20 protein-coding genes and 1 riboswitch are annotated in these 22205 nt (G+C 62.6%); of the genes, 7 read left to right on the forward strand and 13 right to left on the reverse strand.

Features of this window, described 5'->3' with window-relative positions; all coding sequences use genetic code 11:
* Window positions 1–74: 74 nt before the first annotated feature.
* The 3 genes from cpdA to ACF8FG_RS07715 all read right to left on the reverse strand — a co-directional run bounded on the left by cpdA (window position 75) and on the right by ACF8FG_RS07715 (window position 2021).
* Window positions 75–875: a 3',5'-cyclic-AMP phosphodiesterase gene (gene cpdA, locus ACF8FG_RS07705; protein ID WP_014592606.1), complete on the reverse strand. Its 801-nt coding sequence runs from the start codon at window positions 873–875 to the stop codon at window positions 75–77.
* An 85-nt stretch (window positions 876–960) separates the two neighbouring features.
* Window positions 961–1413: a DUF1249 domain-containing protein gene (locus tag ACF8FG_RS07710; RefSeq protein WP_003249480.1), complete on the reverse strand. Its 453-nt coding sequence runs from the start codon at window positions 1411–1413 to the stop codon at window positions 961–963.
* Window positions 1404–2021 (reverse strand): NUDIX domain-containing protein, encoded by a 618-nt coding sequence (locus tag ACF8FG_RS07715; RefSeq protein ID WP_003249478.1) that lies wholly within the window; start codon window positions 2019–2021, stop codon window positions 1404–1406. Before ACF8FG_RS07715 ends, ACF8FG_RS07710 begins: the two co-directional genes overlap by 10 nt.
* Window positions 2022–2206: 185 nt before the next feature.
* Between ACF8FG_RS07715 and ACF8FG_RS07720 the strand changes: the two genes are divergently transcribed.
* Window positions 2207–2953, forward strand: a complete 747-nt coding sequence (locus ACF8FG_RS07720; RefSeq protein ID WP_019437568.1) for an RsiV family protein — start codon at window positions 2207–2209, stop codon at window positions 2951–2953.
* On the opposite strand, the gene cytX is transcribed toward ACF8FG_RS07720, so the two are convergent.
* Window positions 2922–4205 (reverse strand): putative hydroxymethylpyrimidine transporter CytX, encoded by a 1284-nt coding sequence (cytX, locus tag ACF8FG_RS07725; RefSeq protein WP_041167102.1) that lies wholly within the window; start codon window positions 4203–4205, stop codon window positions 2922–2924. The two genes, ACF8FG_RS07720 and cytX, sit on opposite strands and share 32 nt — an antisense overlap.
* Before the next feature lie 144 nt (window positions 4206–4349).
* On the reverse strand, window positions 4350–6230 hold the full coding sequence (thiC, locus tag ACF8FG_RS07730; protein ID WP_019437566.1) for a phosphomethylpyrimidine synthase ThiC: 1881 nt from the start codon (window positions 6228–6230) through the stop codon (window positions 4350–4352).
* A 153-nt stretch (window positions 6231–6383) separates the two neighbouring features.
* A riboswitch (TPP riboswitch) is annotated at window positions 6384–6490 on the reverse strand.
* A gap of 160 nt (window positions 6491–6650) precedes the next feature.
* On the opposite strand from thiC, the gene ACF8FG_RS07735 reads away from it, so the two are divergent.
* Window positions 6651–8084 (forward strand): TolC family outer membrane protein, encoded by a 1434-nt coding sequence (locus tag ACF8FG_RS07735; protein WP_019437565.1) that lies wholly within the window; start codon window positions 6651–6653, stop codon window positions 8082–8084.
* Between the two features lie 114 nt (window positions 8085–8198).
* On the opposite strand, the gene waaA is transcribed toward ACF8FG_RS07735, so the two are convergent.
* Window positions 8199–9470, reverse strand: a complete 1272-nt coding sequence (waaA, locus tag ACF8FG_RS07740; protein ID WP_070384412.1) for a lipid IV(A) 3-deoxy-D-manno-octulosonic acid transferase — start codon at window positions 9468–9470, stop codon at window positions 8199–8201.
* An 11-nt stretch (window positions 9471–9481) separates the two neighbouring features.
* Window positions 9482–10372 carry a LysR family transcriptional regulator gene (locus tag ACF8FG_RS07745; protein WP_003249460.1) on the reverse strand — a complete coding sequence of 297 codons (891 nt, stop codon included), beginning with the start codon at window positions 10370–10372 and terminating at the stop codon, window positions 9482–9484.
* An 86-nt stretch (window positions 10373–10458) separates the two neighbouring features.
* On the opposite strand from ACF8FG_RS07745, the gene ACF8FG_RS07750 reads away from it, so the two are divergent.
* From ACF8FG_RS07750 to ACF8FG_RS07765, 4 genes are all read left to right on the forward strand, one after another.
* Window positions 10459–10791 carry a multidrug efflux SMR transporter gene (locus tag ACF8FG_RS07750; protein ID WP_004577390.1) on the forward strand — a complete coding sequence of 111 codons (333 nt, stop codon included), beginning with the start codon at window positions 10459–10461 and terminating at the stop codon, window positions 10789–10791.
* 88 nt (window positions 10792–10879) lie between these two features.
* The gene (locus ACF8FG_RS07755) at window positions 10880–12055 is read left to right on the forward strand and encodes an FAD-binding oxidoreductase (protein WP_014859637.1); all 1176 of its coding nucleotides are present in this window, start codon (window positions 10880–10882) and stop codon (window positions 12053–12055) included.
* Window positions 12052–12864 (forward strand): aldo/keto reductase, encoded by an 813-nt coding sequence (locus tag ACF8FG_RS07760; RefSeq protein WP_318078799.1) that lies wholly within the window; start codon window positions 12052–12054, stop codon window positions 12862–12864. The genes ACF8FG_RS07755 and ACF8FG_RS07760 overlap by 4 nt, the downstream gene beginning before the upstream one ends.
* A 58-nt stretch (window positions 12865–12922) precedes the next feature.
* Entirely contained in the window at window positions 12923–13891 is a 969-nt protein-coding gene (locus ACF8FG_RS07765; protein ID WP_014592612.1) for a hypothetical protein, read from the forward strand.
* An 81-nt stretch (window positions 13892–13972) separates the two neighbouring features.
* Here ACF8FG_RS07765 and hldE read toward each other — a convergent pair whose 3' ends face one another.
* The 3 genes from hldE to ACF8FG_RS07780 all read right to left on the reverse strand — a co-directional run bounded on the left by hldE (window position 13973) and on the right by ACF8FG_RS07780 (window position 18524).
* A complete protein-coding gene (gene hldE, locus ACF8FG_RS07770; RefSeq protein WP_003249449.1) occupies window positions 13973–15394 on the reverse strand; it encodes a bifunctional D-glycero-beta-D-manno-heptose-7-phosphate kinase/D-glycero-beta-D-manno-heptose 1-phosphate adenylyltransferase HldE in 1422 nt (473 codons plus the stop codon).
* 130 nt (window positions 15395–15524) lie between these two features.
* On the reverse strand, window positions 15525–17333 hold the full coding sequence (gene msbA, locus ACF8FG_RS07775) for a lipid A export permease/ATP-binding protein MsbA (protein ID WP_014592614.1): 1809 nt from the start codon (window positions 17331–17333) through the stop codon (window positions 15525–15527).
* A 15-nt stretch (window positions 17334–17348) separates the two neighbouring features.
* On the reverse strand, window positions 17349–18524 hold the full coding sequence (locus tag ACF8FG_RS07780) for an O-antigen ligase family protein (protein WP_318078823.1): 1176 nt from the start codon (window positions 18522–18524) through the stop codon (window positions 17349–17351).
* A 100-nt stretch (window positions 18525–18624) separates the two neighbouring features.
* Here ACF8FG_RS07780 and ACF8FG_RS07785 point away from each other — a divergent pair, with 100 nt between their 5' ends.
* Window positions 18625–19230: a toluene tolerance protein gene (locus tag ACF8FG_RS07785; RefSeq protein WP_076402325.1), complete on the forward strand. Its 606-nt coding sequence runs from the start codon at window positions 18625–18627 to the stop codon at window positions 19228–19230.
* Between the two features lie 3 nt (window positions 19231–19233).
* Here the strand turns inward: ACF8FG_RS07785 and ACF8FG_RS07790 are convergent, their stop codons facing one another.
* The 3 genes from ACF8FG_RS07790 to ACF8FG_RS07800 all read right to left on the reverse strand — a co-directional run bounded on the left by ACF8FG_RS07790 (window position 19234) and on the right by ACF8FG_RS07800 (window position 22158).
* Window positions 19234–20325, reverse strand: a complete 1092-nt coding sequence (locus tag ACF8FG_RS07790; RefSeq protein ID WP_019437559.1) for a glycosyltransferase — start codon at window positions 20323–20325, stop codon at window positions 19234–19236.
* Window positions 20326–20362: 37 nt separating this feature from the next.
* Window positions 20363–21136: a glycosyltransferase family 2 protein gene (locus ACF8FG_RS07795; protein ID WP_010955517.1), complete on the reverse strand. Its 774-nt coding sequence runs from the start codon at window positions 21134–21136 to the stop codon at window positions 20363–20365.
* Between the two features lie 65 nt (window positions 21137–21201).
* Window positions 21202–22158: a glycosyltransferase gene (locus tag ACF8FG_RS07800; protein WP_003249439.1), complete on the reverse strand. Its 957-nt coding sequence runs from the start codon at window positions 22156–22158 to the stop codon at window positions 21202–21204.
* Window positions 22159–22205: the final 47 nt, after the last annotated feature.

The raw sequence follows: 22205 nt of genomic DNA on the forward strand, positions 1-22205 counted from the left end.
GTAGCGCGTTCGCCGGGTTTTGACGCAGTGCCACGGATTTCGCAATACATTTCCGGCAGGCCGACGCGGCCTGCTCAATACCCTGGGCTATCGAAGTCGAGCTTCACCTCGAAATCCAGCGCCCGCTCCACCCCGGTCTCCAGCCGCCCGTCGGCATGCAGGCGCAACCAGCGGTACCCCGGATGCTCTTCGCTCACCTGGAAGTCTTCGCTGCGCGCCGCGAACTGAATGCAGGTCGACGGCGTGGCCAACAGGCGCCTCCCCTCTCGGACCTCATCCCATTCCTGGTGCACATGCCCCCATAGCAAAGCCCGTACCTGTGGATATCCTTCAACGATATCGAACAGCGCCTGGGCATTGCGCAAGCCGATCGGCGCGATCCAGGCGCATCCGATGTCCACTGGCTGATGGTGGAAGCACACCAGGCAATGCCGCTCGCCGGCCTCTTTCAAGGCGGCTTCCAGTACGGCCAGCTGGTCATCTTGCAGAAACCCGTGGGTAGCACCCTGCACGGCGGTATTGAGCATGACCACCCGCCACGCGCCGATATCGGTCACCGCCTGCACCAGTTCCGGCGCCACCTGCGCCATCACCTGAGCCTCGTCATGGTTGCCCGGCAGCCAGCGAGTGGGTACGCCAAACGGTGCGGTCAGCTCCCGAAACGCTTCATAGGATGCCACGCTGGCATCCTGGGACAGGTCGCCCGTGCACAGCAGCAAGTCGACAAGCGGCTGCTCGCGCCGCACCTGGGCCACCACGTGGCGCAGGCTGTCTCGGGTCTTGAGGCCCAGCATGCTGCCAGCCGGGTCGGCGAACAGGTGGGCATCGGTCAGTTGCACCACATGCACGGGGCGGGATTGGTCTGGCGGCGACAACGGCCATCTCCTCGAATGGATTCAGCGGGAATTATGGCTGTGCGACGGTGACGAGCAAACACCCGCAACCGACTCACGTCACAATTCAGCGAACACTTGCCAGTTCGTGGCCGCAGGCCAGGCAGTGGCTGAGCCATTCACCCAGGAACAGGTTGAGCTGGGCCTTTTCGTCCGGCTGATGCATGGCGTCGTTCGGATACGGGTAGATGCTGCGCAGGCGCCGGGTGTGTTCGGCGCTGACCACTTCGGCCATGCGTGCATCGTGATACACCTGCACTTCCAGGTGTGGCACTGGCAACCACGGCAGGCTGTGTTCCTGCCGCACATGCAGGGTGGTGGTATACGGGCAGGCCAGCACCACGTCGAGCACCAGCACGCCAAGCATCTGGTCACCCTGGGTCATGCCGATGCGGCGCGAGCTCTGGGTGGTGCGCATGTCGGGCAACAAGCGCATCAGCCGGGCATAGTTGGCCTCGCAGGCTGCCTGCAGCCCGACCAGGTCAACTCGATAGCGCTCGCGCAGCAGGTTCACTTCCACATACCTCTTACTTCGTCACGGTTCAGCGCCAACCATTGCAGGCCAATGATGGTGGCCGCATTGCAGATGCGCCCGTCGCGCACCGCCTGCAGGGCATCCTCGAACGCCCACACGCGTACACGAATGTCTTCGCCCTCTTCCTCCAGGCCATGCAGCCCTCCCGCGCCCTCGCTGCTGCAACGGCCGAGGAACAGGTGAACGTATTCGTCACTGCCGCCAGGCGACGGGAAGTAGCGGGTCATCGGCCACAGGGCGCTGAAGGTCAGGCCGGCTTCTTCTTCAGCCTCGCGATGGGCGACTTCCTCGGGCTGCTCGTCTTTGTCGATCAGCCCGGCAACCATCTCGATCAGCCAAGGGTTGGCGACCTTGTCCAGTGCGCCCACGCGGAACTGTTCGATCAGCACCACTTCGTCGCGCGCAGGGTCGTACGGCAGCACGCATACCGCATCGTGGCGCACAAACAGTTCGCGACTGATCTCGCGCCCCATGCCCCCGGCAAATAGCTCGTGGCGCAGGCGTAACTTGTCGAGCTTGTAAAAGCCCTGGAAGCAATTGGCCCGCTCGATGATTTCGAAGCCCTTGGGCACGGCGTTCAACGCGTCTGACATGGAAATCCTCATTACCTCGAATACTGCTTCGCGCCATCCTACTCCGCACGCCTTTTGGTTTCATCCCTTTCCAGCAACCGCTGGCGCACTCGGGACAGTAGCCCTTCACTCTGTTAGCTTAGTGGCGAACCGAAGGCCGCGCAGACGGTCAAAGGCCGACTTTTCCCTGTTCTGCAAGGATCATCATGACACTTGTCAAACTGACTTCCGTGGCCGTGCTGGCACTCGCTCTGGGCGCCTGCCAGAGCCTGTTCACGCCCAACTACCGGGCCCCGCTCGAGGTCAAGCGCGACGCCTGGGAGCATGTCAAACCCGGCTGCAGCGAGAGCGACTGCCCGCTGGTGAACATCGACATGATCCACTTCCCGGCCCTGCCCAAGCTCGACGGCATCGTCGAAAAACGCCTGCTGCAACTGACCGAAGACAATCAGCATGGCACCGCACCAGGCACCCTGCAGGCCTACGAACAGCAATATCTGGCCAATGCCGACAAACGTAACAGCAGCTACTTGCAAGCCAAGGTACGCGAGCAGCATGACGGGCTGGTGATCATCGAGCTGTCCAGCTACCTGGACAGCGGTGGCGCCCACGGCATGCCCGGGCGCGGCTTCATCAACTATTCACGCAAACTGGACAAGGTGCTGACCCTGCAGGACATGCTGGTGCCCGGCCAGGAAGACACCTTCTGGAAAACCGTCGAAGAATCGCACCGTGCCTGGCTGATGAGCGTGGGTATGGACAAGGATGCCGAGTTCGTCAAGACCTGGCCGTTCAAGAAATCGCCGCACGTCGCCCTGACGTACGGCGCGGTAGTGGTCAAGTACGAGGTCTATGCCATCGCGCCCTACTCCATGGGCCACGTGGAACTGAAGATCCCCTACCCGCGCCTGAATGGCGTACTCAAGCCTGAACTGTTTCCCGGCCGCGGCTGAGGCTTAGCAGCCCATGCAGCACACCTGCCAGCAGCAATGCGGGCAGGGTAGCGCCCAGTTCAGGCGCCTTGGCGGCAATCAGATGATAGGCCACCGCCCCGGCAAACCAGGCCACCAACGCCTGCCAGTGCAAGCCATTGACCTGTGCTGGCAGACGGCGTCGACGGACCACGTAGTGGTCCATCAACACCACGCCGAACAGCGGTGCGAACACCGAACCGATCAGCAACAGGAAGTTTTCGTACTGTGCCAGTGGCGCCAACAGGGCGATCAGGGTGCACAACACGCCAATGGCCAACGCCAGGTGCTCGACCTTCAGCGGTAGCAGCACACCGGTGGAAACCGCCGCCGAGTGGATGTCGGCGAAGGCCTTTTCCGACTCGTCCAGCAGAATAAGCAGCAGCGGAATCCCCATGCCGGCGCCCGCCAGGGCCAGCAGCAAGGCATTGACTTCGCCATTGGCGGCGAACGCCAGCGTGTACGCCACGCCCAGGCTCATCAGCCAGGTGTTGCCGATGAAGTAGCCCACTACCGTACCGCCGAACACATGCCTGCCATTGCGGGCAAAGCGTGAGTAGTCCGCGATCAGCGGCAGCCAGGACAGCGGCATGGCGATGACGATATCGAAGCCAACCGCCAGCGACATCGAACCATCCCCGGCACGGTTCCACAGCTCCGCCAGGTCGGCCTTGGCGAACAGGTTCCAGGTCAGCCACAGACAGGCGCCCAGCAACAACCAGATGCCCCAGGCGCGCAGCACCTTGCGTACGAAGGCCAGTGGCCCGCTGACAGCCAGCAGGGTGGCCAGGGCACCGAAGCACAGCGTCCAGAGCATGGGGCTGTTCCAGGCACTGTCCTCACCGAACGCTCGCGCACCCAGCAAGCTGGCAGCATCGCGCATGACGATAATCTCGAAAGCGCCCCAACCCACCAGTTGCAGCAAGTTGAGCAGCGCCGGCAAGCGCGCGCCATGGCTGCCCAGGCTGAGTTTCAGGGTGCCCATGGCGGACAGCCCGGTGTCGCTGCCAATAACCCCCGCCGCCCCCAGCAACAGCACACCGACACCGGTGCCCAGAGCGATGGCCAGCACCGCGCCAGCAAGGCCCAGGCCTGGCGCCAGCATGGCGCCGACCTGCAGCACCATCAGGCCGATGCCGAGGGAAAACCACAGTGAAAACAGGTCGCGAGCACCGAAGATGCGCTGCTGGATGGGGATTGGATGGTCGGGAGAGAACTGGCTGGGTGATGTCATGGTCATGTCCGCAGGAGTGATGTTAAGTGGCATACACCACCCTGTGGGAGCGGGCTTGCCCGCGAACACCGGCAAAGCCGGTGCCATGCACCGCAGTGCTTGCTTCGCGGGCAAGCCCGCTCCCACAGGGTAAGGTGCTGCGGTTTAGACTTTGTGGTACAGCTGGCTGCCTTCCTGGCGGAACCGCTCGGCCTGCTCACGCATGCCTTGCTCGACCGTCACATCCACGGCCTCGATCTTGGCAGCGTACTCACGCACTTCCTGGGTGATCTTCATCGAGCAGAACTTCGGCCCGCACATCGAGCAGAAGTGCGCGACCTTGGCCGATTCCTTCGGCAGGGTCTCGTCGTGGAAAGCACGGGCGGTGTCCGGGTCGAGGCCCAGGTTGAACTGGTCTTCCCAACGGAACTCGAAACGCGCCTTGGACAGGGCATTGTCGCGAATCTGTGCACCCGGGTGGCCCTTGGCAAGGTCGGCGGCATGCGCGGCGATCTTGTAGGTGATGATGCCGGTCTTGACGTCGTCCTTGTTCGGCAGGCCCAGGTGCTCCTTCGGCGTGACGTAGCAGAGCATGGCGCAACCGAACCAGCCGATCATCGCCGCACCAATGCCCGAGGTGATGTGGTCGTAACCCGGCGCGATGTCGGTGGTCAGTGGGCCGAGGGTGTAGAACGGCGCCTCGTCGCAGCACTCCAGCTGCTTGTCCATGTTCTCTTTGATCAACTGCATCGGCACGTGGCCGGGGCCTTCGATCATGCATTGCACGTCGTGCTTCCAGGCAATCTTGGTCAGCTCGCCGAGGGTTTCCAGCTCACCGAATTGCGCGGCGTCGTTGGCGTCGGCAATCGAGCCAGGGCGCAGGCCGTCGCCCAGCGAGAAGCTGACGTCGTAGGCCTTCATGATTTCGCAGATTTCGTCGAAGTGGGTGTACAGGAAGTTTTCCTTGTGGTGCGCCAGGCACCACTTGGCCATGATCGAGCCACCGCGGCTGACGATGCCGGTGACCCGCTTGGCGGTCAGGGGCACATAGCGCAGCAACACACCGGCGTGAATGGTGAAGTAGTCCACGCCCTGTTCGGCCTGCTCGATCAGGGTGTCGCGGAACAGTTCCCAGGTCAGGTCCTCTGCCACGCCGTTGACCTTTTCCAGGGCCTGGTAGATCGGCACGGTACCGATCGGCACCGGCGAGTTGCGAATGATCCACTCGCGGGTTTCGTGGATGTGCTTGCCGGTGGACAGGTCCATGACCGTGTCCGAGCCCCAGCGGATGCCCCAGGTCAGCTTGGCCACCTCTTCCTCGATCGAGGAACCCAGGGCGCTGTTGCCGATGTTGCCGTTGATCTTCACCAGGAAGTTGCGGCCGATGATCATCGGCTCTACTTCCGGGTGGTTGATGTTGGCCGGAATGATCGCGCGGCCACGGGCGATTTCCTGGCGGACGAATTCAGGGGTGATTTCTTTCGGGATGTTGGCACCGAAGCTGTGGCCGGCATGTTGCTCATTCAGCAGGCCGGCGGCGCGGGCCTCCTGCAGCTTCATGTTCTCGCGGATGGCCACGTATTCCATTTCGGCGGTGATGATGCCCTGACGGGCATAGTGCATCTGCGAGACGTTGGCGCCGGCCTTGGCCCGGCGCGGGTTGCGCACATGGGCGAAACGCAGCTTGGCCAGCTCTGCATCGTTCAGGCGCTGCTGACCGAAGTCGGAGCTCAGGCCTTCCAGGCGCTCGGTGTCACCGCGGGCTTCGATCCACGCCGAACGCACATCGGGCAGGCCTTTGCGCACGTCGATGATCACGTCGGGGTCGGTGTACGGGCCAGACGTGTCATACACCAGCACCGGGGCGTTGGACTCGCCGCCAAAATCGGTCGGGGTGTCATCCAGGCTGATTTCACGCATGGGAACGCGGATGTCCGGGCGCGAGCCTTCGACATAAATCTTGCGCGAACGCGGGAACGGTTGCACGGACTGCTGATCGACTTGTGCCGATTCGCTGAGGTTGATCGCTTTTTCTTGTTTGGTCATCACAGGCTCTCCTGACGGCTTCCTAGCAGTGGAATGTCGGGGTGAACCTGAAACGCGCGGACGCACCCTCTTTGGGTGCAGTGCCGGACATGGGGTGCCTGAAGCTGTATGCAGCTGTGACAATCCCGGACCTGGCACAAGAGGCTCCCCGGGAAGGCGAGCAATCTTGTTCCCTACGCAGGCGCTAACCTGATCAGGTTCAACGGGATCCGCACCTCTGCGATCTCAGCCTTTGCTTCAAGGCACCCCGACAAGAACATGCGCAGTCTAGACTGGAGTGGTCAGCAAAGCCAAGCAGGTAAATGCGCGGATGATGAAAGGCACACCGAGCGATTGTTGCCGGGTGCGCATGGCACTACACTGGCCCATCGCTCGATACTCAACAGTTCAGTAATTAAATTTCGTACAAGGATTGCCTCTATGCTGCGCAAACTCTCACTGGCGATAGCCGTGTCTTGTGCGTCCAACGGAGTGGTCTGGGCAGCGGACGTGCCCTCGACAGTCAAAACCGATCTGGTCAGCGTCTACCAGGAAGCAGTGGACAACAACGCCGACCTGGCTGCAGCACGCGCCGATTACGGGGCGCGCCGCGAAGTGGTGCCGCAGGCCCGCGCCGGGTTGCTGCCAAACCTGTCGGCCGGTGCCGAGATGATGAACACCCGCACCAAGCTGGACGAGCCATCCATCACGTCCAATCGCAGCGGCAACTCCTGGAGCGCGACCCTGGCTCAGCCGATCTTCCGCGCTGATCGCTGGTTCCAGTTGCAAGCCGCCGAAGCAGTCAACGAACAGGCAGCACTGGAGCTGTCGGCGACCGAGCAAAACCTGATTCTGCAAACCGCGCAAAACTACTTCGCCGTCCTCCGCGCCCAGGACAACCTGGCCGCCACCAAGGCAGAAGAAGCCGCCTTCAAGCGCCAGCTGGATCAGTCCAACGAGCGTTTCGACGTGGGCCTTTCGGACAAGACCGACGTGCTGCAATCCCAAGCCAGTTATGACACTGCACGGGCCAACCGGATCATTGCCGAACGCCAGGTGCAGGATGCCTTCGAGGCCCTGGTGACCCTGACCAACCGTGAGTACACCGCTATCCAGGGCGTGGTACATAGCCTGCCGGTACAAGTGCCAACGCCCAACGATGCCAAAGCCTGGGTCGAAACCGCCGGGCGCCAGAACCTCAACCTGCTGGCCACCAACTACGCGGTTTCTGCCGCAGAAGAGACCCTGCGTCAGCGCAAGGCCGGGCATGCACCGACCCTGGACGCCGTGGCGAAGTACCAGAAGGGTGACAACGACAGCCTTGGCTTCACCAACCCATCGCAACTGGGGGTGCGCTACAGCGGCGACGTCGAGCAGACCAGCGTTGGCCTGCAACTGAACATCCCGATCTACAGCGGCGGCCTGACCAGTTCGCAGGTACGCGAGGCTTACCAGCGCCTGAGCCAGAGCGAGCAACAGCGTGAAAGCCTGCGCCGCCAGGTCGTGGAAAACACCCGCAACCTGCACCGCGCTGTGAACACCGATGTGGAACAGGTACAGGCGCGCAAGCAGTCGATCATTTCCAACCAGAGCGCGCTGGAAGCCACCGAAATCGGCTACCAGGTCGGTACCCGCAACATCGTCGACGTGCTTGATGCCCAGCGCCAGCTGTACACCTCGGTACGCGACTACAACAATAGCCGCTACGACTACATCCTCGACAACCTGAGCCTGAAGCAGGCAGCCGGCACCCTGAGCCCGCAAGACCTGCAGGACCTGAAGCGCTACCTGAAACCTGACTACAACCCGGACAAGGACTTCCTGCCGCCGGACCTGGCGGCAGCAGCGGCCAAGAACTTCGAGCGCAGGCCTTGAGGTAGGGGCTGGACCATTCGCGGGCTCGCCCGCTCCCACAGGGATAGCGCAGCCCTCGAGCCATGCATCCATCCTGTGGGAGGGGGCGAGCCCGCGAAGGAGCCAATGCAAAAATCAGCGGATAAGCGCACCCAGACCCTCGAGCAATCGCTGCAAAGCCCCCTGATTGGCCCGCATCACCGCCCTGCCCGCCTCGCCCATGCGCTTGGCATCCTGCGGCAGTTCCACCAGGCGGCGTACCGCACCGGCCAGCCCGTCAGCATCATCCACCTGCTGCAACGCACCTGCCTCGCGCAGCATCGCGCTGATTTCGAGGAAGTTGAACACATGCGGCCCCATGAGCACCGGCAAGGCCAGCGCCGCAGGCTCCAACGGATTGTGCCCACCGGTCGGCACCAGGCTGCCACCGACGAAGGCAATGTCGGCCAGGGCATACAGGAACAGCAGTTCGCCCATGGTGTCGCCCAGCAATACCCGCGTTTGCGCATCGACCAGTGTGCCGGCAGAGCGGCGCACGGTGGTGAACTGCTCGCTGCACAACGCATGCACTGCATTGAAGCGCTCGGGATGGCGCGGCACCAGGATCAGCAAGGCATCGCCATGCACCTGCAACAACTGCCGATGCGCCTGCAGGATCAAGGCATCTTCCCCTTCATGGGTGCTGGCGGCGATCCACACAGGACGCTGGCCGCCCCCCCACTGTTCACGCAATGCCCTGGCGCGCGGCAGCAGCTGTTCGTCGATCGTCAGGTCGAACTTGATCGAACCGGTGACTTGCACGCGCTCAGGGCGTGCGCCCAGGTCACGGAAGCGCTGGGCCTCGGTTTCGGTCTGCACGGCAATCAGGCTCATCTCGGCCAGCATCGGCCGGGTAAGCCTGGCAAAGCGCCCATAGCCACGGGCCGAGCGCTCGGACAAGCGCGCATTGGCCAGCGCCACCGGAATGCCGCGCCTGGCACACTGATGAATGTGGTTGGGCCAAAGCTCGGTTTCCATGATGATGCCCAGCTTCGGCTGTACATGATCGAGAAAACGCCCCGCCGCCCAAGGCAAGTCATAGGGCAGGTAGCAATGCTGCACGCGCGGTTCGTCGGCGAACAGGGCGCGAATGCGTTCAGAGCCAGTAGGGGTCATGCAGGTCAGTGTGATCGGCAGCTCCGGGTAAGCCTTGAGCAAGGCACGCACCATGGGTGCGGCAGCAATGCTCTCGCCCACCGATACCGCATGTACCCAGATACCACCCTGGCGCATGGCCGGCAGCTTGAAAGCAAAGCGCTCGCCGATACGCTGGCCATAGGCCGGCGCCTTGCGCGCGCGCAGGTACAGGCGCAGCGCAACCAGCGGCAGGCCCAGGTGAAACAGCAAGGTATAGAGAGTTCTGTTCATGGCGGCTAAGTCTACCCGATCGCGCGAAGGTGCACTGCAAAGCGCTCGGCCAGCCATTGCGCGGCCGGGCCCAGTGGTTCATCGCGGCGCCAGGCCAGCTCTGCCACCAAGGCCGGCGGCCGCCAATCGCTGTCCAGTTCGACCATGTGCGCCTGATAGGTCGGGTACTGCACCACATGCCGGGGTAACCAGGCCCAGCCCAGGCCGCGCATCAGTAGTTCGGCCATGGCGTAGAAGCTATCGGCACGCCATACCTGTGGGCTGATCGCTTCGCCACCGGGGTAACCGCTTTGTTGTGGCGTGATCAGCAACTGCCGGTGGCGGGCCAATTGTTGGCGGGTGACCCGGCCTTCGCCCGCCAGCGGGTGGCCGACCGCGCACACCGTGACCATCTCCACGCTGCCCAACGCACGGCGTTCCAAGGAAGCCGGGATGCTTTCGTGGAGGAAGAACAGGCCCAGATCGGCGCGCCGCTCCACCAGCTTGCGCGCCACATCGCCCTGGGCTCCGCTGGCCAGTTGCACCTCCAGGAACGGGTAGCGGCTAGCCAGTTCGTCGAGGCTGTCGATCACCGGCTGATACGGCATGGCTTCGTCCTGCGCGACCCGCAGCAAGGCCTCCTGCCCGCGCATCAGGGCCAGGGCGCGGCCATCCAGGCGTTCGCACTGGCGTAACAATTCGCGGGCGTCTTCCAGCAAGGCGCTGCCGTTTTCAGTCAATTTCGGTTGCCGGCCGCTGCTGCGCTCGAACAGGGTGACCCCTAGGTCGGTTTCGAGCAGCGCGATGGCACTGCTGATCGCCGACTGGGCTTTGTGCTGCTCACGTGCCACTGCGGAGAACGAGCGCAGTTCTGCAACGCGCAGAAAGGTACGCAATTGTTCAAGGTTCCACTGCTCGGCCATCAACCTATCTCCCAAATTGATAGGTAATGACTTTACCCCATCCAGGCAACGTCTAGAATGCCCGCTCAGTAACGGAGGATCCCGCCATGAATGCCTACACCTACCTCGCCATTGCCATCTGCGCCGAAGTCATCGCCACCGCCTCGATGAAGGCGGTGAAAGGCCTGAGCACGCCGCTGCCACTGCTGTTGATGGTGGTTGGCTATGGCATTGCGTTCTGGATGCTGACGCTGGTGGTCCGCAGCATTCCGGTGGGGATTGCCTACGCCATCTGGTCGGGCCTGGGGATTGTGCTGATCAGTGTGGCGGCGCTGGTGATCTATGGGCAGAAGCTGGATATGCCGGCGATGCTTGGCATGGCCATGATCGTGGGTGGCGTGGTGGTGATTCAGCTGTTCTCGAAGACCGCTGGGCATTGAGAGCCCTTGTGCGGGGCTCGCCGACGATAGGGCCATCTCAGGTATAGCCTGTATACTTGCCAGCTGTCCCAGTCTTCGAGGTACCGCCATGCCATCTGCCATTTCCACTGACGTGCTGATCGTCGGCGCCGGGGTCGCAGGCCTCTGGCTCAATGCCCGCCTGCGCCGCCTGGGCTACTCGACAGTGCTGGTGGAGCGCGCCAGCCTTGGCGGCGAGCAGACCATCAAGTCGCAGGGCATCATCCACGGCGGCACCAAATACGCCCTGCATGGCGCCCTGACCGGCGCATCGGAAGCCATCGCCGACATGCCGCGCCGCTGGCGCGAGGCCTTGGCCGGCAACGGCGAACTCGACCTCGGGCGTACCCGCCTGCTCTCCGATGCCCACTACCTGTGGTCGCCGGGCACCTTGGCCGGCAACCTCACAAGCTTCTTCGCCAGCAAGGCCGTGCGCGGCCGGGTCGACCAGGTCAAGGGTGACCAGTTACCACCGGCACTGCAGGACCGCGCGTTCAAGGGCAAGGTGTACCGCCTGGCGGAACTGGTGGTCGATGTCCCAAGCCTGCTGGCCAACCTGGCCGAGCTGGCCGGCGAGTCCTTGCTGGCAGGTGAACGCATCGAACCCTTGCGTGAAGGTAATGCGTTGGTCGGCCTGCGCGTGGACGACCGGGAAATCCGTGCCCAACGCATCGTGTTGAGCGCCGGAGCCGGCACCGAAGGCTTGCTGCAGGCGCTGGGCCTGGATCAGCCGGCCATGCAAACCCGCCCGCTGCACATGGTCATGGCCAAGGGCCCGAACCTGAAACCTTTGTACGCCCACTGCCTCGGCGGCGGGCCCAAGCCGCGGGTAACGGTGACCACCCATCCGGCAGCCGATGGCCAGTGGGTCTGGTACCTCGGTGGGGACCTGGCCGAAGCCGATGGCGTGGCGCGCGAGCCTGCAGCGCAGATTGCTGCAGCGCAGAAGGAAATCGCCAACCTGCTCCCATGGGTCGATCAGAGCCTGGTGCGCTGGGCCACACTGCGCGTCGACCGCGCTGAGCCTGCACAATCTGGCCTGGCACGTCCGGACAACGCCTTCCTTGCCGACCAGCAGCGCCTGCTGGTGGGCTGGCCGACCAAACTGGCACTGGCACCGGACTTCAGCGACCGGGTAATCAGCCACCTGGAGCGCGACGGCATTCGTCCACAAGCACAGGCCGACCTGGCCGACCTCCCACGCCCTCCACTGAGCGTACCGGCCTGGGAGCAGTTGCTGCCATGAGCCTGCCAACCCTGCATGCGTTCCATCGCCCGCTGGGGAGCACCGGCCTCACGGTCTCTCCACTGGGCCTCGGCACGGTCAAGCTGGGCCGCGATCAGGGCGTGAAGTACCCCACTGGCTTCACGATCCCCGGCGATGAGGAAGCCCGCCTGTTACTGGCCCAGGCCCGCGAGCTTGGCATCAACCTGATCGACACCGCCCCGGCCTATGGCCGTAGCGAAGAACGCCTGGGCCCGCTGCTGCGCGGCCAACGTGATGAATGGGTAATCGTCAGCAAGGTCGGTGAAGAGTTCGAGGAAGGCCAATCGCATTTCGACTTCAGCGCCGCCCACACCCGCCGCTCGGTGGAGCGCAGCCTGCGCCGGCTCGAAACCGACCGCATCGAACTGGTGCTGGTGCATTCCGACGGCAACGACCTGGCCATCCTCGAACAGCAGGAGGTCTACCAGACCCTGGCCGAACTCAAGCAGGAGGGCAAGATCCTCGGTTTCGGGCTGTCCGGCAAGACCGTCGCCGGCGGCCTGAAGGCACTGGAGCAAGGCGACTGCGCCATGGTCACCTACAACCTCAACGAACAGGCAGAACGCCCGGTGCTGGACTACGCTGCCGAACACGGCAAGGCCATCCTGGTAAAGAAGGCCTTGGCGAGCGGGCATATCTGCCTGGCCCCGGGCGTCGACCCGGTGCAGGCCAGCTTCGAGCTGCTGTTCGCCCACCCGGGCGTCAGCAGTGCTATTGTCGGCACCATCAACCCGTTGCACCTGGCCCATAACGTGGCCACCGTCGCCCGCATCCTGGGCCAGCATTGAGTTACCTCAGGCTCCCGACTCAGGGACTGGAGACTGACCCGACGCAAGGAGGAGCCTCGTGGCGCGAACGCTGATCCGCAAGAACCCGAGCAACTTCAAGACACTGCCACTGCATGTCGAGGCCACGACCGAAGGCTTGATCTACCAAAGCATCGGCATGCCGCTGAACTTTGCCCAGACTCAGCAACGGCGCAAGGCCATCCAGTTACCCGACACACAACACTTCGTGGTCGAACTGGCCAACCTGGGCGTGTCGGTGCGCCTCACGCTGCATTGGCAGAACCGCGATTACTGGGTACTGGTGCGTCAGCGCCGCCAAGACCGTGGCGATGTGGTACTGAAACTGATTTCCGGTTATGTACCGGCGCAGGAGCTGAACCTGCCGCTGCACACGGCCGTACAGGAAGTGGCCGAGGAGTGCCTGCTGGAAACCCCGGAAGGTTGGCTGGGCGGGCGCTTCAACGACACCTGGCTGCCCGTACCCTACGCCGCCGCCCTGCACTACCGCGAAACACCCCACTTCGTGCTGGCTCCGGAGTCCGGTGCCGCACGACCGGTGCATTGCGGCAAGCTGATGCTACTGGAGCGCCCACGGGCCTATGTGCACCTGCCCACCGCTTCGCTACAGCTGATCTATGACATGCGCCTGCAAGTGCCCCGTGACGCCAAGAAACTCAGCTTGTTCCACGTTGACGAGCGGCTGGAGGGCGACCAGCTGGTGGCGCGGCTCAACCGCAAACGGCCCGACCTGTACCTGATGCCATTGAAGGACGGCCAGCCACTGGCCGAGCTGTACACGCTGAAAAAGGATGAACTGGTGCCGGCGAGTACGCGTGGGCTGTACCTGGCAGAAAGTTTTGCCCGGCAGGAAGGCTGGGTGGTGGCAGATGAACGGGTACGCTGGAAGGATTGGGTGAAGCAGCAGGGTTTGGTGGAAAGCAAGCCCGCACGGGCGTCGCACTTGCAACGCTTTGGCGACAAGGCGCGAGCGCTGCTGGAGCGGGCGCGGACCTCGCTGAACAAGTGACATCCCGAAAGCTTTCACCTGCTTGCCGGAGCGGGTAAACCCGCCCCTGCAGAGGGCCGCCGCAGCGGCCCCAAGGTCAGATCAGTTCTTGCGAATTTTCTCGACAATCGCCGTGGTCGAGCTGTTCTCGACCAGCCCCAGCACCTTCACGGTGCCGCCATAGCCCTTGACGATATCAGCGCCAACCACTTGGTCGATGCCATAGTCTCCACCCTTGACCAACACATCCGGCTTGACCTGGCTCAGCAGGTTTTCCGGGGTGCCTTCCGGGAAACTGATCACCCAGTCCACCGCGCCCAAACCGGCCAGCACGGCCATACGCCGGTCAACGCTGTTGATCGGTCGGCCCGGCCCTTTCAGGCGGCTGACCGAAGCATCGTCGTTTACCGCAACGATCAGGCGATCACCCTGGGCCCGCGCCTGTTCCAGGTAAGTGACATGCCCGGCATGCAGGATGTCGAAGCAGCCATTGGTAAAGACGATCTTCTCGTTGTGGGCCCGAGCGTCATCAATGGCCAGCAGCAGTTGCTCAAGGCCCAGCACGCCGCGTTCGGAGCCTTCCTCACGCTGGATGGCCCGGCGCAGCTCAGGGGCGCTGATGGCAGCCGTACCCAGCTTGCCGACCACAATGCCCGCCGCCAGGTTGGCCAGGGCCACCGCATGGGGCAGGTCCTCACCCGCGGCAATGGCCGCGGCAAGGGTGGAAATGACAGTATCGCCGGCACCGGTCACATCGAACACTTCGCGTGCCCGCGCTGGCAGGTGCAACGCCGGCTGACCAACGCGTAGCAGGGTCATGCCATGCTCGCCACGGGTGACCAGCAGGGCGCCCAGGTCCAGGTCCTGCAGCAACTGCAAGCCCTTGGCAACCAGTTCGGCCTCATCGACGCAACGGCCAACGATGGTCTCGAACTCGCTGAGGTTCGGGGTAATCAGGCTGGCGCCACGGTAGATGGAAAAGTCCTTGCCCTTGGGGTCGGCCAGCACCGGAATGCCCTTGGCCCGCGCCGCCTGGATCAGGTTCTGGTGATTTTTCAGTGCACCTTTGCCGTAGTCGGACAGGACCAGCACCTTGACGCCTTCGAGCAGGCTGTCGACCTCCGCGCCCAGCGACAGTGGGTCGGTGGCGAACGGCTCTTCGAAATCGATACGCAGCAGTTGCTGGTGACGGCTCATGACCCGCAGCTTGACGATAGTCGGCTGGTGCGCGATGCGCTGGAACACCGAACGGACACCGGCAGCCTGCAGGCTGTTGGCCAGGCTGTCGGCAGCCTCATCCTGGCCGGTGACGCCGATCAGCGAAGCCGGCGCGCCCAGCGCAGCAATGTTCAAGGCAACGTTGGCCGCGCCGCCGGGGCGATCCTCGATCTGATCGACCTTGACCACCGGGACTGGCGCTTCAGGCGAAATACGCGAAGTACCGCCATGCCAGTAGCGGTCGAGCATGACATCGCCGACCACCAGTACCGGGGCTTGATCGAAACGCGGCATGGACAACTTCATGGGCAACCCATATGGAAATAATGAACAGGGGCAGGATATTAGCACAGGGTAGTCAATGGCTTTATGGCCAGATCATCCCTGGAAAATTCCCGTGACAATCGGGGCCATGACGGCCCCGATCAAGGAGGGTTCAGGTGATATCGGCCTTGGCCGGCTCATCCAGCCCCATGGCATGCAGACGGGCATAATGGCCATTAGCCGCAAGCAGCTCGGTGTGAGTACCGCGCTCGACCAGGCGGCCCTGGTCCATGACCAGGATCTGGTCAGCCTTCTCGATGGTCGACAGCCGATGGGCAATCACCAGCGTGGTACGGCCTTGCATCACGTGATCCAAGGCGGCCTGGATATGCCGCTCGGACTCGGTATCCAACGCCGAAGTCGCTTCATCGAGGATCAGCAACGGCGCGTTCTTAAGCAGCGCACGGGCAATTGCCAGACGCTGGCGCTGGCCACCGGACAGCAGTACACCGTTCTCACCCACTTCGGTATCGAAGCCCTTTGGCAGCCGGTCGACGAATTCCTTGGCATAGGCATCGGCCGCGGCGGCTTCGATGTCTGCGCGCGGCGCACCGGCCAGATCGCCATAAGCGATGTTGTTGGCCACGGTGTCGTTGAACAGGGTGACATGCTGGGTGACTTGCGAAACATGGCGACGCAGGTTGCGCAGGCGATAGTGCTCGATCTCCACGCCATCGAGCAGGATCTGCCCCTTGTCGTGGTGATAGAAGCGCGGGATCAGGGCCGCAAGCGTAGACTTGCCACTGCCGGAGCGGCCGACCAGGGCGATCATCTGCCCGGGCTCTGCGACAAAACTGATATCGCTCAACACTTCACGCTCGGTACCCGGGTAGGTGAAGCTCAGGTTACGCACTTCCAGGCGCCCTTCCACGTGTTCCTTCTCGACCGTACCAGTGTCCACTTCAGGCGCTTCGTCCAGTTGCTCGAAGATGCTCTCGGCACCTGCCAGGCCCTTCTGGATGGTCGAGCTGACTTCCGACAACTGGCGAATCGGCTTGGGCAGCAGGCCGGCAGCGGTGATATAAGCCACCAGGTCACCAGCAGTGGAGTCCCCGCGCAGGAACAGCACCAGGAACATCAGCGCAGCCATGGCGCTGTAGATCACCAGCTGAAGCATCGGCGTGTACAGCGAGCCGGTCTTGGTCATGCGCAGTTGCTTGTCGGTGTTGCTCTGGCTGGCCTGGCCGAATCGCTGCTGTTCGTAGGCCTCGCCACCGAAGCTACGGACCACGCGGTAACCCTGGATGGTTTCCGAGGCAACGTGGGTGACGTCGCCCATGGCTACCTGGATCTTCTTGCTCTGCTTGCGGAATTTCTTGCTGGCGATGCTGACCATAACCGCAATCACCGGCAAGATGGCGACCATCACCAGGGTCAGGTGCCAGTTCATCCAAAGCAGGTAGGCAAACAGGAACACCACGGTCAGGCCTTCGCGGATCACCACCTTGATGGCGTCGGTAGCGGCGCCGGTGACCATGGTCACATTGAAGGTAATGCGCGAAATCAGGTGCCCGGAGTTGTGGTTGTCGAAATAGCGGTTGGGCAACACCAGCAGCTTGTTGAACAGTGCCACCCGCAGGTCATGCACCAGGCTCAGAGAGACCTTGGCCAGGAAGTAGTTGCCGAGGAACGAGCCCAGGCCCTGCCACGCAGCGATCAGGATGATCAGCAGCGGCACCGCCTGCAGCAATTGCAGGTCACGCAGGTAGGGGACGTTGGGGAACAATACCGCTTCGGGGTTGCTCAGCCCATCGACGAAGTACTTGAGAATGCCGGCCAGCATTGGCTGGGTCGAGGCAAAGATCACGAAACCGACAATGCTCAGCAGGAAAATGCCGACATAGGGTTTCACATAGCTCAACAGCCGGAAGTAGATCTTCAGGCTGGAGGTGTGCTCCGCTGGTCGCGGTGTTTCGGCCATTATCGAGCTCGCTGTTCAGGTTGAACCGGCAATTTTACCACAGGCGTCATTTTCGGCACGCCCCCATGGCAGCAACATGGCAAGGCCCACCGGCAGCCAGCTGATGAACCATTCGGCACGTGGCGTACCGGTGAGGCTGGCGGCATCGAACTGCATGGCCAGGGTCGAGTAGACCCAGAAGCCCAGCAGCACATTGCCGAACAGGGTGCCACGGGCGCGCACGATTTCGCCCAGCGTGAACAGCCACACCATTACCCACAGCAACATGCCGGGCAAGCCCATTTCAACGGCAACATGGGTGAACATGTTGTGGGTGTGATCGAAGTGCATGCCGACGGCGCTCACTTCGTAATCAGCCCCCAGGCCAAGACCAGTCCAAGGGTGCGCGGCAATCATCTGGAGAACGGCATGGAAAATTTCCGGCCGGTAGGACGAGCCCCGTTGGGCGATAACGTCGTACACGGCCCAAAAGGCCAGGCCGGTGGCAAGCAGTGCCAGAACAGAGAACACCCGGCTGTGGCGGTCACGGAACCACAACGGCGCCATCACCACGGTAATCACCAGTGCCAGAACCGCACCACGGCTCTGGCTGAGCATGGCGAAGGCCCCCAGGCAAGCCAGTGCCGCCAGCCACAACAACTGCAAGCCACGTTGCCGAGGAGGCTCGTAGAGCATCAAGAGCAAGGCCGAACCAATGACATAAGCCCCCAGGATGGGGTGGGATATCTCACCGATACCCGCCAGCCTGAACAGCAGGGGCGCACGCTGCACCCCGTAGAACTTGATGATGGAGACCAACGCAGCGATGGCCAGCAGCGCGCTGCCAAGCAGCAATAACTGACGAATGCGGGCTTGGCCAAGCTGGGCCAACAGCGGAAACGCCAGCAGGAATACCAGGATGTAGAGCAAGCGCTTGAGCTCGCGCAGGGGCTCCTCGGCGGGCGACCATGCCAGGCTCAGCCCGCTCCAGGCCAACAACAGCAGCACACTCCCCCACAGCGCCGGTTGCCGCCTCCAGGCTTGCACCAGCACACCTCGGGCCGACCAGGCCAATACCAGCGTTGGCAGCCACAAGAACAACACCAGACCTTGCTGATAAACCTTGTTGCTGGGTGCCAGGGCAATCGCCGCCAGGAACCAGACCAGGCCCAAACCTAACCACGCTTGTGCCCAGTTTTTTTGATACAACATCCTTTCCCCCGATGAATCAGAAACACCATCCATGGTGCTACAGCATTATTTTCGGCATTATTGCCGGTCATTTTGCTCGCCAGACGACAAGGCTCTATTCATGCAATGCTCCCGGCTCACCCAGGTCGACTTCGATCAGCTGACACTCGGCGCACAGGTGCTTGAGGCAGACAGCCATGGCGCCAAAGTCTACCTGCTCACAGATGGAAATTTCCTCAAGGTTTTTCGTAGGAAGCGTCTGATTTCATCTGCACTGCTACGTCCTTACTCGCAGCGCTTCGTCGATAACGCCGCGCGCCTGACGCAACTGGGCATCCCAACCCTCGAAGTGATCAGCCAGCACAAGCTCGACCTGCCGGGCCGCACTGCGGTGCTGTATCGCCCGCTACCCGGGCGAACGCTGCTGCAGATGTCGCGCGATGACGGCTTCAGCTGGGACACTTACCTGCCACGCCTGATCGAGCTGATCCGTCAGTTGCACCGCAGCGGCGTTTATTTCCGCTCGCTGCACCTGGGCAACGTGGTGGTCACCCCCGACCAGCGTCTGGGCTTGATCGACGTGGCCGACATGCGCTTTCTGCGCCCGCCACTGTCGGCCCGCATGATTCGACGAAATGTGCAGCACATGGTGCGCTATATCGAGCGGGAGAACCTGGGCGACCGGTTCCCCCTTGCCGCCTTCGAGGCAGCCTTGCTGACACGCTGAAGGTCAGCTGCGCAACAGGCTCTGCGAGCCGCTGCAGAAAGCCTGCCAGGCCTGCTCCGGTGCCAGTGCCTGGCGCTGCTTCGCGGCGATCGTCGATGCACTGAGCGCCGTACAGCGCTCAATCGCCTCAGCCCAGGCGCTTTCGTCGGCAACCGGCAGGTAGCCCCCCGTGTCGCGCAACTGCTCGCGAAACACTTCCAGGTCGCTGCACACCACCGGTACATCGGCCATCACCGCCTCTTGCACCACCAGCCCCAGGCCTTCGGAACGCGAAGGTACCAATAGCCAGTCGAATGCCCGATACAGCTGCTGCAGGTCTTCGCGGTGACCGCGCAGATGAACGCGCTCGGCCAGGCCCAACGCGTCGATACGCTGCTGCAGCACGGCATGCTGCGGCCCCTCGCCAATGATCGCCAGCTGCAAGCCCGGTTGCCGTGCACTGGCCCTGGCGAATGCCTCGATCAGCATTTCGAAGCCTTTACTCTCTACCAATCGCCCTACCGCACCCAGCATCACCTCGGCGCCCTGAGGCAACTTCAGTGCCTGCCTGGCCTGGTCCCGGCTCAGCAAAGGCTCGACGAATGCAAGCGGGTCGAGCGCCATGCGCAGCGTCTGCACCGGCCTGCCCAGGTCACGCTCCAGCGACTCGGCCAACGTCTGTGATACCGCCGCGATACTCAGACGCTCGGACGGAAACATCTGCAACAAGCGGATATCGCTGGCATGCAGACGCGTCTTGCCATGGAACAGTACCTTGGCACGTACGTGCCCGATGCGCTGCAACAATGGCAGCACCAACCGGGCGACGCCAATACCATCGAGCAGCACCACTTCTGCCCCGGCCTCGGCCAGTGCCTTGCGCAAGCGCATGCGCAGCCACGGGCGCAGCAAGCGCCACAAATGCCGCCCTTTGAGCGCACGTGAGGGCATATGCCATTCCCGGGTCGAACCGAGCCCACAGCAGAGCCCGCTCCCCAGCAGCAGCCAGTTACTGATCCGGGCATCGGCACCCGCGTTCGACAAGACCTGCCGGTGCACCTTGTGGATGGACATGTACGGCGTTCCACCCGCCCACATCATATTGACGATGTTCATGGGCCCTCTCCCGCTCAAGTCAGGTGGGACAGCGACTTCATTGAACAAAAATGGTGATTCCCATGCCGATCAAGGCCCCCGCAACCAGCGTCAATGCCAGCTTCAACCGATCACGTTGACGACGCTTGGCCTTACGCTCCACTTCAATGGGCAAGGTCACGTGATTGCCGAATCCAGTGTGCAATACTGCATCACCCTCCAAGGTGACCGCTGTCAGATTTAACTCAGCGTAGCGACGGGAAAGCGCCTTTTCTCCAGCATAGGCGGCAAATGGCGCACAGCGCTGGTAATCGCTCAATCGGCGCAGCCCAGGGTTGAGCGAGAACGCCTGCCACTCAGCCTTGTCGGACAGCAGCGGATAGCACGGCACCCCGGCGATCACCTGGCGATCGCCCAAGTGGATGTACGGGCTGTGGATGGCCAGGTCGTGGGCATGGCTGCGCAACCAGACCTGCAAGATGTTTGGACTGACATCCAGGATGGCCTGCGAGTCTTCGACAAAGCCTTGGCGATAGAATTGCCAGTCGTCTTCGCAGTGAAAAATGTACGGCGTCTTGACCTGGCTGTAGGCCAGGTCGATAGACGGCAACTGGCCAAGTTTGGGCCGGTTGACGAACACCTTGCAGTGCGGCTTCCAGTGCGCCGGCACAGCGGCATGCACAGCATCGTCGCCAGAGTCTTCGGTGATGAATACCTCGCGAATGGGCGCGGTGTTGTAGCGATCGAAACTCTCAAGGGTGTCTTTGAGCAGATCGAACCGCCCACAACTGGTCACGACGAGCGTGACGTCACTCTCATTTGAAAAGCGCACCGGATTCCCTCCGCATTACGACTATCGGCCTTCAACAACCCGCTCCTGGGCGTGAAAGCTCTTGTTTAGATGCCCAGCTTCAGACGCAGCCGCTGCCATGCAGACAATGGCGGGTGGGGCCTGAGCGCCGGGCGCATGTGGTCGACGATGCTACGTCCAACTGCGCCGAAACTAAAACGGGAAACCGCCAGATGGCGGCCATTTTCTGCAATCTGCCGGGCTAGCTCGGGGTTCGCGCGCAAACGACGGAGCTTTTCCTGAAGGGTCGGGATGTTGTCATAGAACACCACGTTGTGCATGTCTTGCAGGCCCAGCGCACGGTTCTCTTCCTCGCCCTGGTCGTATGCCAGCAGCACACAGCCACAGGCCATGGCTTCGAAGTTCTTGATCATGTACTCGCCCATGCCGACATCGGCACTGACGAAGAAACGAATACGGTTGAGCGTGTTGCAGTAGTCCTCGCCCGACTTGGTACGGGTTACCAACAGGTTCTCGACCTGCCCCAACTCGTCCAGCAGTGCCTTGCGGCCGCTGTAGGCCACGCTGTTGACGCTACCGACAAAGGCCAGTTCGATATCACGCTCACGCCCTTGGTCGGCCAGCAACTGCTCGTCATAGCCCTTGGGCACGAACACCGCGTCGAAACCTTCCTGGCGCAAGCGCTCGCTGACCATGTAGCCGGAGCTGATCACCCGTGCCCATGGCAGTTGACGATAATGAGCGCTGAACTTGCCGGTGTACTTGCACGGGATGTAGTTCTGGTAGGCGTCGTGCTCGAGAATCACCAGGTTCGGCACAGTGCGGATGAAGGCCACCTGACGGATCTCCTGCTTGAAACGCAGGAAGAACACGATGCGGTCATAGCGCTCGACTTGCACCTCACGCTTGAAGTAACGGCGCAGGTTGCGCTGATCCTGGCTGGTCAGCCAGCGCAGGTCGCACTCGCAGTTGGCCGCGACGCCATCGTACAGGCGGTCAAGAATCGCCCGCTGTTCCTTCTGCACCAGAAATAGGACTTTCATTGCTTTCCTTGGGCGCTCTGCGCCTTCGCGGTCAACCATGGGGCGTG

Origin of the sequence: Pseudomonas sp. YQ_6 (assembly GCF_043103245.1) — a bacterium.
Taxonomy (GTDB): domain Bacteria; phylum Pseudomonadota; class Gammaproteobacteria; order Pseudomonadales; family Pseudomonadaceae; genus Aquipseudomonas; species Aquipseudomonas alloputida.